This is a genomic window from Haladaptatus sp. CMSO5, assembly GCF_036689885.1.
In the GTDB taxonomy this organism is placed as follows: domain Archaea; phylum Halobacteriota; class Halobacteria; order Halobacteriales; family Halococcaceae; genus QDMS2.
In genome coordinates this window covers 2,306,241-2,318,991 of sequence record NZ_JBAHVW010000001.1, presented here as the reverse complement: position 1 = coordinate 2,318,991, position 12,751 = coordinate 2,306,241, and the positions used below count along the sequence as shown (strand labels likewise).

The 12,751-nt window shown below is 61.2% G+C and carries 20 protein-coding genes and 1 tRNA gene; 19 read left to right on the top strand and 2 right to left on the bottom strand.

What is annotated here, in order from left to right:
* Positions 1–11: 11 nt before the first annotated feature.
* From V5N12_RS12260 to V5N12_RS12230, 7 genes are all read left to right on the top strand, one after another.
* The gene (locus tag V5N12_RS12260) at positions 12–473 is read left to right on the top strand and encodes a MaoC/PaaZ C-terminal domain-containing protein (protein WP_332899452.1); all 462 of its coding nucleotides are present in this window, start codon (positions 12–14) and stop codon (positions 471–473) included.
* An 89-nt stretch (positions 474–562) separates the two neighbouring features.
* The gene (locus V5N12_RS12255; RefSeq protein WP_332899451.1) at positions 563–997 is read left to right on the top strand and encodes an ester cyclase; all 435 of its coding nucleotides are present in this window, start codon (positions 563–565) and stop codon (positions 995–997) included.
* Positions 998–1,085: 88 nt separating this feature from the next.
* A complete protein-coding gene (locus V5N12_RS12250; RefSeq protein ID WP_332899450.1) occupies positions 1,086–1,523 on the top strand; it encodes an ester cyclase in 438 nt (145 codons plus the stop codon).
* A 78-nt stretch (positions 1,524–1,601) separates the two neighbouring features.
* Positions 1,602–2,045: an ester cyclase gene (locus V5N12_RS12245; RefSeq protein ID WP_332899449.1), complete on the top strand. Its 444-nt coding sequence runs from the start codon at positions 1,602–1,604 to the stop codon at positions 2,043–2,045.
* Positions 2,046–2,085: 40 nt separating this feature from the next.
* A complete protein-coding gene (locus V5N12_RS12240) occupies positions 2,086–2,961 on the top strand; it encodes an amidohydrolase family protein (protein WP_332899448.1) in 876 nt (291 codons plus the stop codon).
* Positions 2,958–3,755 (top strand): alpha/beta fold hydrolase, encoded by a 798-nt coding sequence (locus V5N12_RS12235; RefSeq protein WP_332899447.1) that lies wholly within the window; start codon positions 2,958–2,960, stop codon positions 3,753–3,755. The genes V5N12_RS12240 and V5N12_RS12235 overlap by 4 nt, the downstream gene beginning before the upstream one ends.
* 25 nt (positions 3,756–3,780) lie before the next feature.
* Positions 3,781–4,164 (top strand): PaaI family thioesterase, encoded by a 384-nt coding sequence (locus tag V5N12_RS12230; protein ID WP_332899446.1) that lies wholly within the window; start codon positions 3,781–3,783, stop codon positions 4,162–4,164.
* Here V5N12_RS12230 and V5N12_RS12225 read toward each other — a convergent pair.
* Positions 4,161–4,817, bottom strand: coding sequence for a helix-turn-helix domain-containing protein (locus V5N12_RS12225; RefSeq protein ID WP_332899445.1), 657 nt, complete (start codon positions 4,815–4,817; stop codon positions 4,161–4,163). The two genes, V5N12_RS12230 and V5N12_RS12225, sit on opposite strands and share 4 nt — an antisense overlap.
* Positions 4,818–4,903: 86 nt before the next feature.
* Between V5N12_RS12225 and paaA the strand changes: the two genes are divergently transcribed.
* The 11 genes from paaA (at position 4,904) to V5N12_RS12170 (ending at position 12,263) form a co-directional block, all read left to right on the top strand.
* Positions 4,904–5,833 carry a 1,2-phenylacetyl-CoA epoxidase subunit PaaA gene (gene paaA, locus V5N12_RS12220; RefSeq protein WP_332899444.1) on the top strand — a complete coding sequence of 310 codons (930 nt, stop codon included), beginning with the start codon at positions 4,904–4,906 and terminating at the stop codon, positions 5,831–5,833.
* 1 nt (position 5,834) lies between these two features.
* Positions 5,835–6,152, top strand: a complete 318-nt coding sequence (paaB, locus tag V5N12_RS12215; protein ID WP_332899443.1) for a 1,2-phenylacetyl-CoA epoxidase subunit PaaB — start codon at positions 5,835–5,837, stop codon at positions 6,150–6,152.
* The gene (paaC, locus tag V5N12_RS12210; protein WP_332899442.1) at positions 6,152–6,994 is read left to right on the top strand and encodes a 1,2-phenylacetyl-CoA epoxidase subunit PaaC; all 843 of its coding nucleotides are present in this window, start codon (positions 6,152–6,154) and stop codon (positions 6,992–6,994) included. The genes paaB and paaC overlap by 1 nt, the downstream gene beginning before the upstream one ends.
* On the top strand, positions 6,984–7,397 hold the full coding sequence (paaD, locus tag V5N12_RS12205) for a 1,2-phenylacetyl-CoA epoxidase subunit PaaD (protein ID WP_332899441.1): 414 nt from the start codon (positions 6,984–6,986) through the stop codon (positions 7,395–7,397). The genes paaC and paaD overlap by 11 nt, the downstream gene beginning before the upstream one ends.
* Positions 7,398–7,399: 2 nt before the next feature.
* On the top strand, positions 7,400–7,567 hold the full coding sequence (gene paaE, locus V5N12_RS12200) for a 1,2-phenylacetyl-CoA epoxidase subunit PaaE (protein ID WP_332899440.1): 168 nt from the start codon (positions 7,400–7,402) through the stop codon (positions 7,565–7,567).
* Positions 7,568–7,618: 51 nt separating this feature from the next.
* Complete coding sequence (locus tag V5N12_RS12195; protein WP_332899439.1) at positions 7,619–8,452, top strand: NOP5/NOP56 family protein; 834 nt, start codon at positions 7,619–7,621, stop codon at positions 8,450–8,452.
* A complete protein-coding gene (locus V5N12_RS12190) occupies positions 8,452–9,078 on the top strand; it encodes a fibrillarin-like rRNA/tRNA 2'-O-methyltransferase (protein ID WP_442904942.1) in 627 nt (208 codons plus the stop codon). The genes V5N12_RS12195 and V5N12_RS12190 overlap by 1 nt, the downstream gene beginning before the upstream one ends.
* A gap of 93 nt (positions 9,079–9,171) precedes the next feature.
* Positions 9,172–9,975 carry a DUF4397 domain-containing protein gene (locus V5N12_RS12185; protein WP_332899438.1) on the top strand — a complete coding sequence of 268 codons (804 nt, stop codon included), beginning with the start codon at positions 9,172–9,174 and terminating at the stop codon, positions 9,973–9,975.
* Positions 9,976–10,061: 86 nt separating this feature from the next.
* Entirely contained in the window at positions 10,062–11,135 is a 1,074-nt protein-coding gene (locus tag V5N12_RS12180; RefSeq protein WP_332899437.1) for a glutamate--cysteine ligase, read from the top strand.
* Positions 11,136–11,182: 47 nt separating this feature from the next.
* Complete coding sequence (locus V5N12_RS12175; protein WP_332899436.1) at positions 11,183–11,719, top strand: winged helix-turn-helix domain-containing protein; 537 nt, start codon at positions 11,183–11,185, stop codon at positions 11,717–11,719.
* 49 nt (positions 11,720–11,768) lie between these two features.
* Complete coding sequence (locus tag V5N12_RS12170; RefSeq protein WP_332899435.1) at positions 11,769–12,263, top strand: phosphopantetheine adenylyltransferase; 495 nt, start codon at positions 11,769–11,771, stop codon at positions 12,261–12,263.
* 1 nt (position 12,264) lies between these two features.
* Here the strand turns inward: V5N12_RS12170 and V5N12_RS12165 are convergent, their stop codons facing one another.
* Complete coding sequence (locus tag V5N12_RS12165; RefSeq protein ID WP_332899434.1) at positions 12,265–12,573, bottom strand: transcription initiation factor IIB family protein; 309 nt, start codon at positions 12,571–12,573, stop codon at positions 12,265–12,267.
* Between the two features lie 86 nt (positions 12,574–12,659).
* On the opposite strand from V5N12_RS12165, the gene V5N12_RS12160 reads away from it, so the two are divergent.
* Positions 12,660–12,743 (top strand) — tRNA-Leu (locus V5N12_RS12160).
* Positions 12,744–12,751: the final 8 nt, after the last annotated feature.

The window sequence follows — 12,751 nt, the reverse complement described above, 5'->3', positions numbered from 1 at the left end:
GAAGGCAGCATGTGCCATACAGTTACGAACCACACTTCTTCGAGGACATGGAAGTGGGGAAAACCTTCGAGAGCGTCGGGCGAACCATCACCGAAGCGGATTTCGTCAATCACTCTGCGTTCGCGGGCGACTGGACGGAACTCCACACGAACAAAGAGTACTCGAAAGACGGTCCCTTTGGCAAGCGCATCGGCCACGGTCCGATGACGTTCATCGTGACCACCGGCCTCGTTCAGCGATGTGGCTTCGTAGAGCGCACCGTCATCGCCTTCCTCGGCATGAATTACATGGACGTCCCGAATCCCGTTTTCATCGGCGACACGCTCTCTGCTGAGTTCGAAGTCACCGAAAAACGCGAGTTCGAGAGCCGCGACGACGCGGGCCTCGTGGTCATCGACGCGACGACCACCAATCAGGACGGGACGGTCGTCTTCCAGGGCGACATGAAATTCATGTTCAAGCGCCGCGACTGAACTGTCCTATCTTTCTGTCACTCTTTGGAAAAAGCCCATTCGGATACTGCTTTCTCCTTCATCACCGTAGTGATATATGGTGCAAACCCATGGCAAAACTATCACCACGAGATGCGAAGTCGCGCGTCGTTCGATTTAACGACGAAGTGTTCAACGGGCGCAACTACGACCTACTGGACGAACTGGTGACCGACGACATAATCATCCACGAGACATCGTCACCGGAAGACGTCAAGGGTCGCGAGGCGTTCAAAGCATATTTACAGATGTTTCACGAGTCATTCTCCGACCTCAAAGCAATCATCGAAGACCAAATTGTCGAGGGTGACAAAGTCGTCACGCGATACACCTACGAAGGAACCCACGACGGCGAGTTCATGGGGATGGACGCGACCAACCGTTCGGCCAAAATTTCGGGCATCGTCATCAACCGGATGGAGGGTGACAAAGTCGCAGAAACGTGGACGAACGCCGACTTCCTTGGCCTGATGCAACAGCTCGAACTCATCCCACGCCAAGAATAGTTGTCCCAATTCCCGGAAATTCCTCGTTTTCAGCCGTTCTACATACAGATTTCTTCTCGCCAGCTGATACAGTACTGAGGGATTGAAAATGGCCGTCCAAGATGTAAAACAGATGAAAGACCTCGTTCTGAACATGGCCGTCGACGTGATGAACGACAAGAAGCTCGATGACATTTCGAACTACTATACCGACGACTGTGTCACGCACTATGCGGACGCTCGCCCCGACGAAACCGGTATCGACGGACTACGGAAAAACTGGGAGGACGTGTTCGCGGGGTTCCCGAACTTCACCGCCGACCTCAACCGCGTCGTCGCTGAAGGCGACAAACTCGCCGTGAACTACACGTACAAAGGGACCCACGAGGGTGCGTTCCTCGGCGTCGCTCCGACGAACAAGAAGGCCCAAATCGACGGGATGACGCTGTACCGGTTCGAGGACGGCAAGATTGCAGAGTCGTGGGTTCACTCAGACCTGCTTGGCCTGATGCAACAACTCGGTGCCGCACCGAAACCCGGCGAATAAGCCCGAATCACGCTATTTTTTCTGACATTCAAGCAAGGGACTTGCTCACAGACAGCCTCTTTCTAGTGGGTGGCACACATGGCAATCCAATCACCAACAACAGAGAACAAACAGCTTGCACGCCGATTTTTTGAAGAGGTGCTGAGCGAGAAGAACTTCGACCTGATCGACGATCTGTTTGCGGAAACGTACACGCATCACGACGCAGAGAGCGGGCGCGAACTCCACGGCCGCAGGGAGTTCAGAAAGCTGCTCACCGAGTTCACGACGGCGTTCCCGGACGTGAACATGACCATCCACGACCAACTCGCAGACGACGACCACGTCGTCACGCGACTCACCATGACCGGCACGCAGACGGGACCGTTCGGTGACATGGACGCAACGGGCAAGTCCGTAAGCATCGACGGTATTGTCGAACACCGCGTAAAGAACGGCAAAATCGTCGAGGGCTTCCCACAATGGGACATGCTCGGCATGATGCGACAGGTCGGTGTCGTTCCGGACGAACTCGCCGACTGACGGTATCCCTTTTTCACCGTGTGGGAATAATTCACGAGGTATGCCCGGAGATGTTCTCGCAGACGGCGAACCGCGCGCCATCGACATGCACGCCCACCAGCCGGCGAAGGAGTTTTTAGAGGACGCTGGCGGCGAGATGATGCGCGATGCCGCCAAAAAGTTCGGCGCGGAAATGGAGTTTGACACCTACGAAGGGATGCGCGAAGAGTACTACGCCGCCGGCGTGAAGAAAGTCGTCCTCGTCGGGTGGGACGCGGAGACGAACACGGGCAACCCGCCCGTCACGAACGATTACGTCGCAGGCGTCCGCGACGAATTTGCTGACTTCATCATCGGCTTTGGCAGTGTTGACCCACTCAAAGACGACTGCGTCGAGGAAGCAGAGCGCGCCGTGAACGACCTCGGCCTCTCAGGCTTCAAGTTCCAGCAAATCGCTCAAGGGTTCTCACCGAGTGACCCTGAACACGAACCGCTCTGGGACACCATCGAAGACCTCGGTGTGCCCGTCATCTTCCACGGCGGCAACTCCACGCTCGGCGCGGGCAGCCCCGGCGGTCGCGGTCTCAGAATCAAGTACGGCAACCCGATGCTCATAGACGACGTGGCCGCGACGCATCCCGACCTGCAGATTCTCATCGCGCACCCGGCGTTCCCGTGGGAGCGCGAGCAGCTCGCCATCTGCCAGCAGAAGGGGAACGTCTACATGGATTTCTCGGGCTGGCTGCCGAAGTACATCGACGACGAGTGGCTCCACTACGCCGGAACCCTGCTCAAGGACAAGACGATGTTCGGCACCGACTACCCGATGATTGGCCCGAAAAAGTGGCTCGACAACTTCAGGGAGTACACGGATTACCCCGAGGACGTGCAGCGAAAACTCCTCTGGGAGAACGCTGAAGCGTTCCTCGACTTGTGAGAAAAGAAACGCTCGCCGGACATCCGGCGGTCACGGTCGGAGCGGGGTCAGATAGGCTCCTCATCATCCCGGGGCTGAACGACCCACTCATGCGCGTGACCGAGACGTTCTGGTTCGCCCGCATCGTCGCCGCCTACTGCAAGCGCTATGCCGACACCCACACGGTTTCAATGGTCTCGCGGCCGGTGGGTGTCGAAACCCAATCGACCGCCGAGATGGCCGCGGGCTACGCAGCCGTGCTCGAAGAAACCGGGCCAGCGGCGGTCATGGGGCTCTCGATGGGTGGGTTCATCGTCCAGCATCTCGCCGCCGCCCGCCCCGACCTCGTGACCGGTGCGATACTCGGCCTGTCTGCGGCGAAACTCAGCGACGCAGGCCACGAGACCATCGCCCGGTGGCGCGACTGGGGGCGGGCCAGCCAGTGGAATCTCATCTACCGCGAGGCCGTCAATGCCGTGGCGACGGGGCTGCTCAGACGCGGCTTCTCACTGGGAGCACGCGGCTTCGACCTCGTGACGCGTGGGCCGGAAACACCCAGAGACTTCATCGGTGCGGCGGAGGCGTGTCTCGCCCACGACGCGACAGACATACTTCCCGAAATCGACGTGCCGACGCTGACGATTGGCGGGACGAGGGACCCCTTCTTCACAGAGCGAGACTTTCGCGAGACAGCCACGGCACTCCACGGCGAGCTACAGATATTACCAGAAATTGGCCACGAGGCGGTCATCCACCACGCCGCCGCCTTCGACCGGCCAATCAACCGCTTTCTCAGCCGCGGGGCACAGTTTTAACCACCCCGCGGGCGTCTGCCGGACTATGGACGTAGAAGCCTTCTTCGAAGGGATGCCGTTTGCTGATTTCCTCGGTGTTGAAGTCACCGAAGCCGAAGACGGCCACGCCGAAGGCCACATCGAGATGCGCAAAGAACTCTCGTGGAACGCGGAGAAGCTGATGGCCCACGGCGGCGTGGCGTTCACGCTCGCGGACACCGTCGGTGGTGCGGCACTCGTCTCGCTCGTAGACCAGCCAGTCCCAACAATCGACATGCGTATCGACTACCTGAAAGCCGGGACGGGCGACCTCTACGCCGAAGCCGACGTGGTGCGCTGTGGCTCCTCTGTCGGCGTGGTGGACGTGATGGTCACGGACGAAGGCGGAAACGAAGTCGCAAGCGTCCGCGGCGTGTATAAAACGGGCTAGAACACCTGCGAGAACAGGCCGCGCTCGCCACGATGAAGGCGTTCTAAGAACGACGATTTACTGATGTCGAGCGCCGCCGCGACCGCCGCGGCGTCGACTTTTCGCGGCACTTCGAAGTAGCCCATTTCGACGGCCGTCCGGAGCGCTTCTTCTTGGGCTGGCGTGATGTCCCACTGCTGGGCGACGGTCGTCTCGTCGTCTGTGCCGAGTGGGTAGATGCGTTCGAGTGTGACGCCGACGGCGTCGGCCCCGGCCTCCGCGTTTCGTGCAGCCACCGTGTCGAGAACCCCTTGGAGCACGTCGCGGCCGACAACCGCGCCGGTGTGGCGCTCGGTTCCGCGGTGGTACTGGAGCGATTCGACGAGCAGGCCCGCGTTCGTCAGGTCGTGGACGACGCAGCGCTGTTTTGCGAGGCAGCGAAAGTTGTAGCGACCCTCCGTGTGGGACATGTGGAGATAACGCACCCGTTCGTCTGCGTCGAGAATCGGGGCGACGTCGTCGGTCGGGGCGCTGAAGCGGAGGAGGACGTTCCCGTCGGCTCTGAGCTGGGGTGGGCGGGCGACGAGAGTCGTCCCGGCCTCTCGCGACGCGTCTGCGAGCGGACAATTGTCCCCTGTTACGCGAAACTCCACGACGAGGCACTCGGCAATCATGCGGAGATATTGACCGCCACAATATTTAAAGCCCTGTCATGAACGGGGTAACGAGTATCCGGTATCGTCTGTTATTATTTTCCATCATGGATCTCGATACTGTGTTCGAGCGAGCAGGTCCGCGGGCGTTCAGCCCGAAAGACGACCTGCCCCAAGAATACCGCGAGGCGGCGACGAGGATGATTCAGTTCCACGCGAACTCTGAGATAATGGGCGCGTATTTAGAACGCCCGTTTATCCGCCAAGCACCGAGCCTCGACCGCAAACTCGCCTTCAGCGCGAAGGTGCAGGACGAAATCGGCCACGGTCAACTGCTCTATCGCGCCGCAGAGTCCCTCGGCGTGAAGACGCGCGAGCAGATGCTCGATGAACTTGCCAATGGGAAAGGCAAGTTCCTGAACTGCTTTCACTACCCGATGAAAAACTGGTGGGAAGTGCCGATGATTGGCTTCTTCGTTGACGGAGCCGCGATGCGCCGACAGGCGACGCTCAAGGACACGAGTTGGGAGCCGTACGCCCACGCAATGGACAAGATTTGCTTCGAAGAAGGCTTCCACATCAAACACGGCGAGCACATCCTCCGCGAACTCGGCACCGGGCCGAAAAAGCACCAAGAGTTAGTGCAAGACGCGTTCGAGGAGTGGTGGCCGCGCATCATCCAGTTCTTCGGCCCGACCAACGACAAGAGCGTCCACCACGACTTCGCATCGAAGGTGGGCTTAAAGCGCAAGTCGAACGACGAACTCAGAAACGAGTTCCTCACCGTCTACATCCCGAAAGCAGAGCGCTACGGCCTCGAAATCCCCGAGTACCCACGCATCAACTTCGACGAGGAGACGGGGAGCTACGAAGTCATCGAGGAGGATTTAGACTGGGACGAGTTCTTCCAGATTGCGAAAAACGAGTACGAACCCGGCCTCGGGCAAATCAACACCCGCAAGGCGGCCCAAGACGCCGTCGAGTGGGTGACCGAATCGCTCGAAAACACCGGCCCAACCCCACAGGCGGCTGACTGACATGATTTGGGAAGTTTTCAGACAGGAAAAACAGGGCGGCTACCACACCCACTGTGGCAACGTCCACGCGCCAGACCGCGAGATGGCGCTCATGTTCGCACAGGTGCAACACGCCCGCCGTCGCCCGACCCACAGCCTGTGGGTCGTCCCGAAAGACGAAATCGGCGAAGTTGACGCAGAGGAAGCCTCGTTCGGCGGTACGACGGACAAGCTGTACCGCTGGGCGATGACGTTCAACACGGACGCGAGTTTCGCAAAGGAAATCGAAGACTCGGAGAAAGAGCAAATCGAGGCCGAACGCCAACGGAGGGAAAACTAATGGCGCTCTCCGAACTCCCCGGTCCGGCGGAGTTAGACGCAGACCAACAACAGGCCGTCTCCGAGGTCATCTTCCGGATGGCCGACGACGAGTTCGTCCTTGCAGAACGCTACACCGAGTGGCAGGTTCGCGCGCCGACGCTCGAATCCGACCTCGCCATTGCGAACATCGCACAGGACGAGTACGGCCACGCCCGTCTCTGGTACGACCTGCTCGAAGATTTCGGCGCAGAAGAGCCGGAACTCATCTGGGAGCGACCTCCGAGCGACTTCCGCCACTCGACGCTGGTCGAACTCCCGATTATCGAGGGCGACTGGGCGGACAGCATTCTGCGTGGGTATCTGTTCGACACCTACGAGAAACTCCACCTCGAATCGATTCACGGCTCTGCGTACCCGCGCCTGCGCGACCGCGTCGAGAAGGTGCAGATGGAAGAGCGCTACCACTTAGAACACGGCCAGAACTGGCTCGAACGCCTCTGTGACGACGAGCCGGGCCGGGAGAAAGTCCAGCAGGCGTTCGACCGCCTGTTCCCGTACGCGCTCACGCTGTTCGAGCCAAGCGAACACGAAGCCGACATCGTGGAACTTGGCATCCGTATCGAACCGCTCGCCGACCTGCGCGCCCGCTGGCTCGAAATCACCCTGCCGTTCCTCTCGTCGCTCGGTCTCTCCGTACCGGAAGCCGAGGATGAGCTACCGGAACTGCCTGCGGAAACCGGCCGCCACGGCGACCACACCGCAGACTGGGAGCCCCTTTACGAGGAGTTCACCCACACCTACCGCACGCTCGGGCTGAGTACCCCGACGAAGCTGCTTAAGGACCCTGACGATGTCAAGTAACCCAACCGAAAACACCGCCACACCGTGTTCGCACACCGACTACGTCCACGGCCCCGAACGCGAGGGCCTGCCTGCGACCGGCGAGGGCACAACGGGTGTCGAACGCCGCGTCTGGGACACCCTCTACGCCATCGAAGACCCGGAGATGCCGGTCAGCATCGTTGATTTGGGGCTCATCTACGGCGTCAGCGTCGAAGACGGCCACGCAGACGTGAAGATGACGCTCACCTACACCGGCTGTCCGGCCCGCGAGATGCTCACGACGGACATCGAAGAGGCCGTCGCCGCCGTCGAAGGCATCGACAGCATGGAGTTAGACCTCGTCTGGAGTCCGCCGTGGACGGTCGAGATGGTCACCGAACCGGGGAAGGAGGCCCTGCGCGAGTTCGGGCTGTCCATCTAATCATGCGGTTCAACGACCCGAGCGTCACGACGAGCCCCGACGAATCGCCCGCAGTCTGCCCGTACTGTGGCTCAGAGAACACGGTGCGCGACCACCCGAAGGGGCCGGGACTCTGCCGGTCGATGCACTACTGCAACGGCTGTGACCAGCCGTTCGAGAAGTTCGGGTAGTCGGCCCGCAGAGCGCGCCTTTTAACCACATCCCACTCGCTACCGACAGGTATGACTGAAAACGGATGGTTCGTCGGCGTCGATTCCGACGACACCGCCGCGGCCGTCGCGCGGATTATCGAGGGGGCAGCCGACGCGCCTGCCGACTGGCCTTCCGAGGCCGTTGCCGCCGGATTTGTTGCTGACGAAGACGTGTACTACGAGCGCCTCCACGCAGCGACCGTCGAGGCAGCCCGCAAGGAAGTCGTGGAGAAAGAGCGGGCGACCGACAAGCAGTTGATTCACGCGGTACGCGCTATGGACGACTCGCGTCGGATGGCGAACGAACTGGCCGAACGCGTCGCAGAGTGGGCTGGCAGCCGCTTTGCAGACGCTGGGACGGGTGTGGAGTACGCCCGCGACCTCGCCACCCGTGAGCCAGAAGACGCCGCGGACGAGCAACTCATCTCGCTTGCGACGCGGTGTGCCGAACTCGACGACGAAGCCGACGCACTCAAGCAGTTCGTCGAGGAGACGACGCCGCTCATCGCGCCGAACCTCTCGAATCTGGCCGAGCCGGTGCTCGCGGCGCGACTCATCGCGCTCGCCGGCGGTCTCGACACGCTCGCAAAGAAGCCGAGCGGGACGGTGCAGGTGCTCGGCGCAGAGGACGCGCTGTTCGCCCACCTAAAGGGCCAAGCCTCCTCGCCGAAACACGGCATCATCTTCATGCACCCGGCGATTCGTCACACGCGCCGAGAGGATAGAGGGTCTGCGTCTCGCGCCCTTGCCGGGAAGCTCTCGATTGCGGCGCGTATCGACCACTACGCGGGCGACCTGCGTCCCGAGTTGAAAACAGAACTCGATGAGCGCATTGCGACCATTCAGGCGCGAGGTGAGAACTGATGTTGCCAGACGGCGTCTCTCGGCGCACGTTTGACGGGCAAGAGCGGCTTGCGACGCAGGGGCAGGCGGTGTACGGCGAACCAGTGAGCGAAGGCTGGCGGCTGTGGGACGCGAATCGCTCGAAACTCGGCGCGATGCTCGAAACGGAGATGGACGTTGGCCTTGCTGGCGGCGAAAAAGTGCTGTATCTCGGCGCGGCGAGCGGGACGACGGTGAGCCACGTTGCAGATTTCTCAGGGCCGACCTACGCCATTGAGTTCGCCCCGCGCCCGGTCCGCGACCTCGTGGGCGTCGCCCGCGACCGCAGCAACCTGTTTCCGCTGCTCAAAGACGCCCGCAAACCGGAAACTTACGCCCACGTCGTCGAGTCGAATCTCGACGTGCTCATCCAAGACGTTGCGACTCGCGGACAGGCAACGGTTGCCCTCCGAAACAAGCAGTTTCTCGCAGACGACGGACGGGCGCTCATCGCCATCAAGGCGCGCAGTGAAGACGTGACGCGCGACCCCGGCGACGTGTTCGATGACGTGCTCGCTGAGTTGGCAGACGGCTACGACATCGTCGAAACCGCGCGACTCACGCCGTTCCACGACGACCACCTCGGCGTGGTTGCGACGCCGAAGTGACCAGATAACCAGACGACTGGGCCACCGTTCCGAACCAGTTGGGGGTCGCCGATATTTGTTTACCCGACGTTCCTTGTGACGAGGAGTCGAATTATGCAAACCTCTCGCCGCGCAGTCCTGAAATCGCTCGCCCTCGTTGGGACGACCGCTTCGATCGGCAGCGCCGCCTTCGCCGGAACCGCCGCCGCAGACCGCAAGCAGTGGGCACTCGTCCGTGTCGTCCACGCGTCGCCCGACGCACCAAACGTAGACGTGTACGTAAACGAGCAACGCGTCCTCGCCGACGTGCCGTTCAAAGCCGTTAGTGACTACCTCCCGCTCCCGGTCGGGACGTACACCGTGACGATTACCGCAGCAGGCGACGAATCGACCGTCGCCTTCAGTGGTGATGTGACGGTCGAACGCAACGCCTACACCATCGCCGCAATCGGTGAACTCACCGAAGGGACGTTCCGACCGCTCATCCTCACCGATACGCTGCGCCGTGTTCGCGGGAAGAACGCTCGGGTTCGTGTGGTGCACGCGTCGCCTGACGCACCTGCCGTCGACGTGACGGTCGCGGATGGAGCCTTGACTCTCTTCGATGGGCCTGCGTTCGGCGGTGTGACCGAGTACATCGAAGCCCCCGCTGGCGGGTATGACGTCCAGATTCGCGCCGATACACCCGGGAACGACGGCCCGGTCGTCGGCACGTTCCCCGTAACCCTTGACCCCGGTGACGTGTACACCGTGTTCGCACTGGGGTATCTGACGCCCGACGACGAACCCGCAGCCAACCCATTCGACCTCGTCATCGCCGTAGACCGCGACGCTCGCCGCCCACGCAGTCGACCGGCTCGTCGGTGGCTCCGTCGGTATCAAGACGACCGCCGCGAGCGTGACGAAACCGCCGACTGAACAGGTTGCGACCTTTTGAAGCTGGCCGGTAATCACGGTGGGCAAAGCCAGAACTGTTTAAGTTGCCGCGGCCGTACCCGGATACGATGGATACGGGCTCTGCCGAGAATTTCACGCAGACCGGGACGCTCGGAATCGAAGAGGAGTTTTTCGTCATCGATGACGCAGGCCGTCCGACCTCGGGCACTGACGAACTCGTCTACGAGTCTACGCCACCCGAGCTTCTCCAAAACCGCATCGACCACGAACTGTTTAAGTGCACCATCGAGACACAGACGCCGATAATCGAACGCCTCGCTGACGCGCGTGAGAATCTGCTTGCCATCCGCGAGGCACTCGTCAGCCACGCCGAGACGCATGGTTTCGGCATTGCGGCGGCGGGCCTCCACCCGGCGGCGAAGTGGCGCGAACTCGAACACGCAGAAAAGTCGCGCTACAAAGCGCAACTCGACCGCATCCAGTACCCACAACACCGTAACACGACGGCGGGGCTGCACGTCCACGTCGGCGTCGATGACGCGGATAAAGCCGTCTGGATTGCGAACGAGATTCGCTGGCATCTCCCGGTGATGCTCGCACTCTCTGCGAACTCGCCGTTCTGGAACGGGTTCGATACGGGGCTGTCGTCTGCCCGCGCGAAGATTTTCGAGAACCTGCCAAACACGGGGATGCCGACCGATTTCGAGGACTACGAGGATTTCCTCCGCTTCGAGCACATGATGGTGAATCAGGGGTCGATAAACGACCGCGGCGAACTCTGGTACGACGTGCGCCCACACACGGCCTACGGCACGCTCGAAGTGCGGACGCCCGACGGACAGCGAGACCCCGACCGCGTGCTCGCGTTTGTCGAGTACACGGCGGCGCTGGTCGAGGAGTTGGGCGAACGCTACGATGACGGCGAAACCGGATTTAAACACCGCCGGGAACTCCTCGATGAGAACAAGTGGCGGGCGCTTCGCTACGGCCACGACGCGTCGTTTATCGACAAAGACCGACAGGGAACGAGCACGCTCGGCGAGATTGTCGACGAAGAGTGCGACCGCCTCGACATCGCGGGAATCAAAGAGCTGTACGAGAGCGAAAGCGGCGCAGAATTCCAGCGCAGAGTGCTTGCAGAAGAAGGGATGGACGCCCTCTGTGACGCTCTCAGACTGTAGCCAAGGGTTTTTACCCGGCAATCGCTTTGTCCCGCTTGAGAGGACGTATGGCTGCTGATAACTCACCAGATAGTTCAAAGGAGGGTGAGGCCGACCAGGATTCTGCGTCGGCCGGTGGTCGGGGGCGGCCACGAGAGAAACTCGAACAGCATCGGGCACGGCTGGAAGATGAAGCAGACCGTGCGGTAGACCAGTTCGACGAACGCATCGTCGAACTCCTATCGTGGGTGCTCGATACGGAAACCCGGGCGCGCATTTACGTCTATCTTCGCCAGCGTCCGTGGGGGACGAGCGACGAGATTGCCGCCGGAACTGGGCTCTATCCGAGTACGGTTCGAGAAGCGCTCGCAGAACTCCACAGCGAGGGCATTTTAGAGCGCAGAAAACGCAAGAACTCCGGGGCTGGGAACAACCCCTACGAGTACACCGCCATGCCTCCGAGCGAACTCGTCACAACGCTCGCAGAGCAGGTACAAGACGAGCTCAACACGGTGTTCAACCTCGATTGCTATCTCGGGAAGCGCGACCTGAACACGGCGACAGAACCCGTCACCATCACCGTCGAGGAAGCGAACGACGAGTGACATACACTGAGTCGAAGCCACTAAGCCAGCGGCGGTCGATGAGTGGACTATGAAAGTCGCGCTGGGCGGGACGTTCGATCCGGTTCATGACGGGCACCGGAAGCTGCTCAAACGAGCCTTCGAACTGGGTGACGTGACTGTTGGTCTCACGAGCGACGAGCTTGCGCCACAGACGCGCAAGGAAGACCGGTACGTACGGCCGTACGAGGAGCGAAAAGCCGACCTTGAAGCCGAACTCCGACGCTTCGCCAAAGAGTACGGTCGCGAGTGGGAGATTCGCACGCTCGAAGAGCCAACCGGCATCGCAACCGAACCCCAGTTCGACATCCTCATCGTCTCGACGGAGACCCAACGTGGGGGCGAACTCGTCAACGAGATCCGCGAAGAGCGCGGAATCGACCCCCTGAAAATCGAGGTCGTAGACCGCGTCTATGCAAAAGACGAGAACGTGATTTCGAGCACGCGCATCGTCCGCGGTGAAATCGACCAACACGGCAACCTGACGCCAGAACGCGACGGCCGACCCGCAGAGCGCGAACAGTAAGCTACCAGCCCGGCGGCCGCAAGCCCGCTTCTTCTAACAACCCTTTCCAACGCTGTTGAATCGTGAGCCGTGCGACCCCGACAGCATCTGCAACGTCACCCTGTGAGCGTTCGTCGCCCGCGATGAGCGCACCCGCATACAGACTCGCCGCAATCACCGCCGGTTTCGAGCGGTCCTTTTCGGGGACGGTCGAGAGAAAGAGGTCTTGGGCGCGCGAACGCGCCTCCGTCCCGAGCGAGAGGCGGTCTGCGGCCTGTTCGAGTTGGGCGAGCCACTCCTTGTTTTCGACTTGGTCGCGGGCTCGATACACGACGCAGGCTTGGCCGCCATCGGTGATAAGCCCTCGCCACCCGAGAGCGACAAGTATTTTGTTGAATGCGCGGAATCACGAGACGCGCGTGGGTAGCCAAGCCAGGAAACGGCGCAGCGCTTAGGACGCTGTCCTGTAGAGGTCCGCCCGTTCAAATCGGGTCCCACGCATTTTCTGT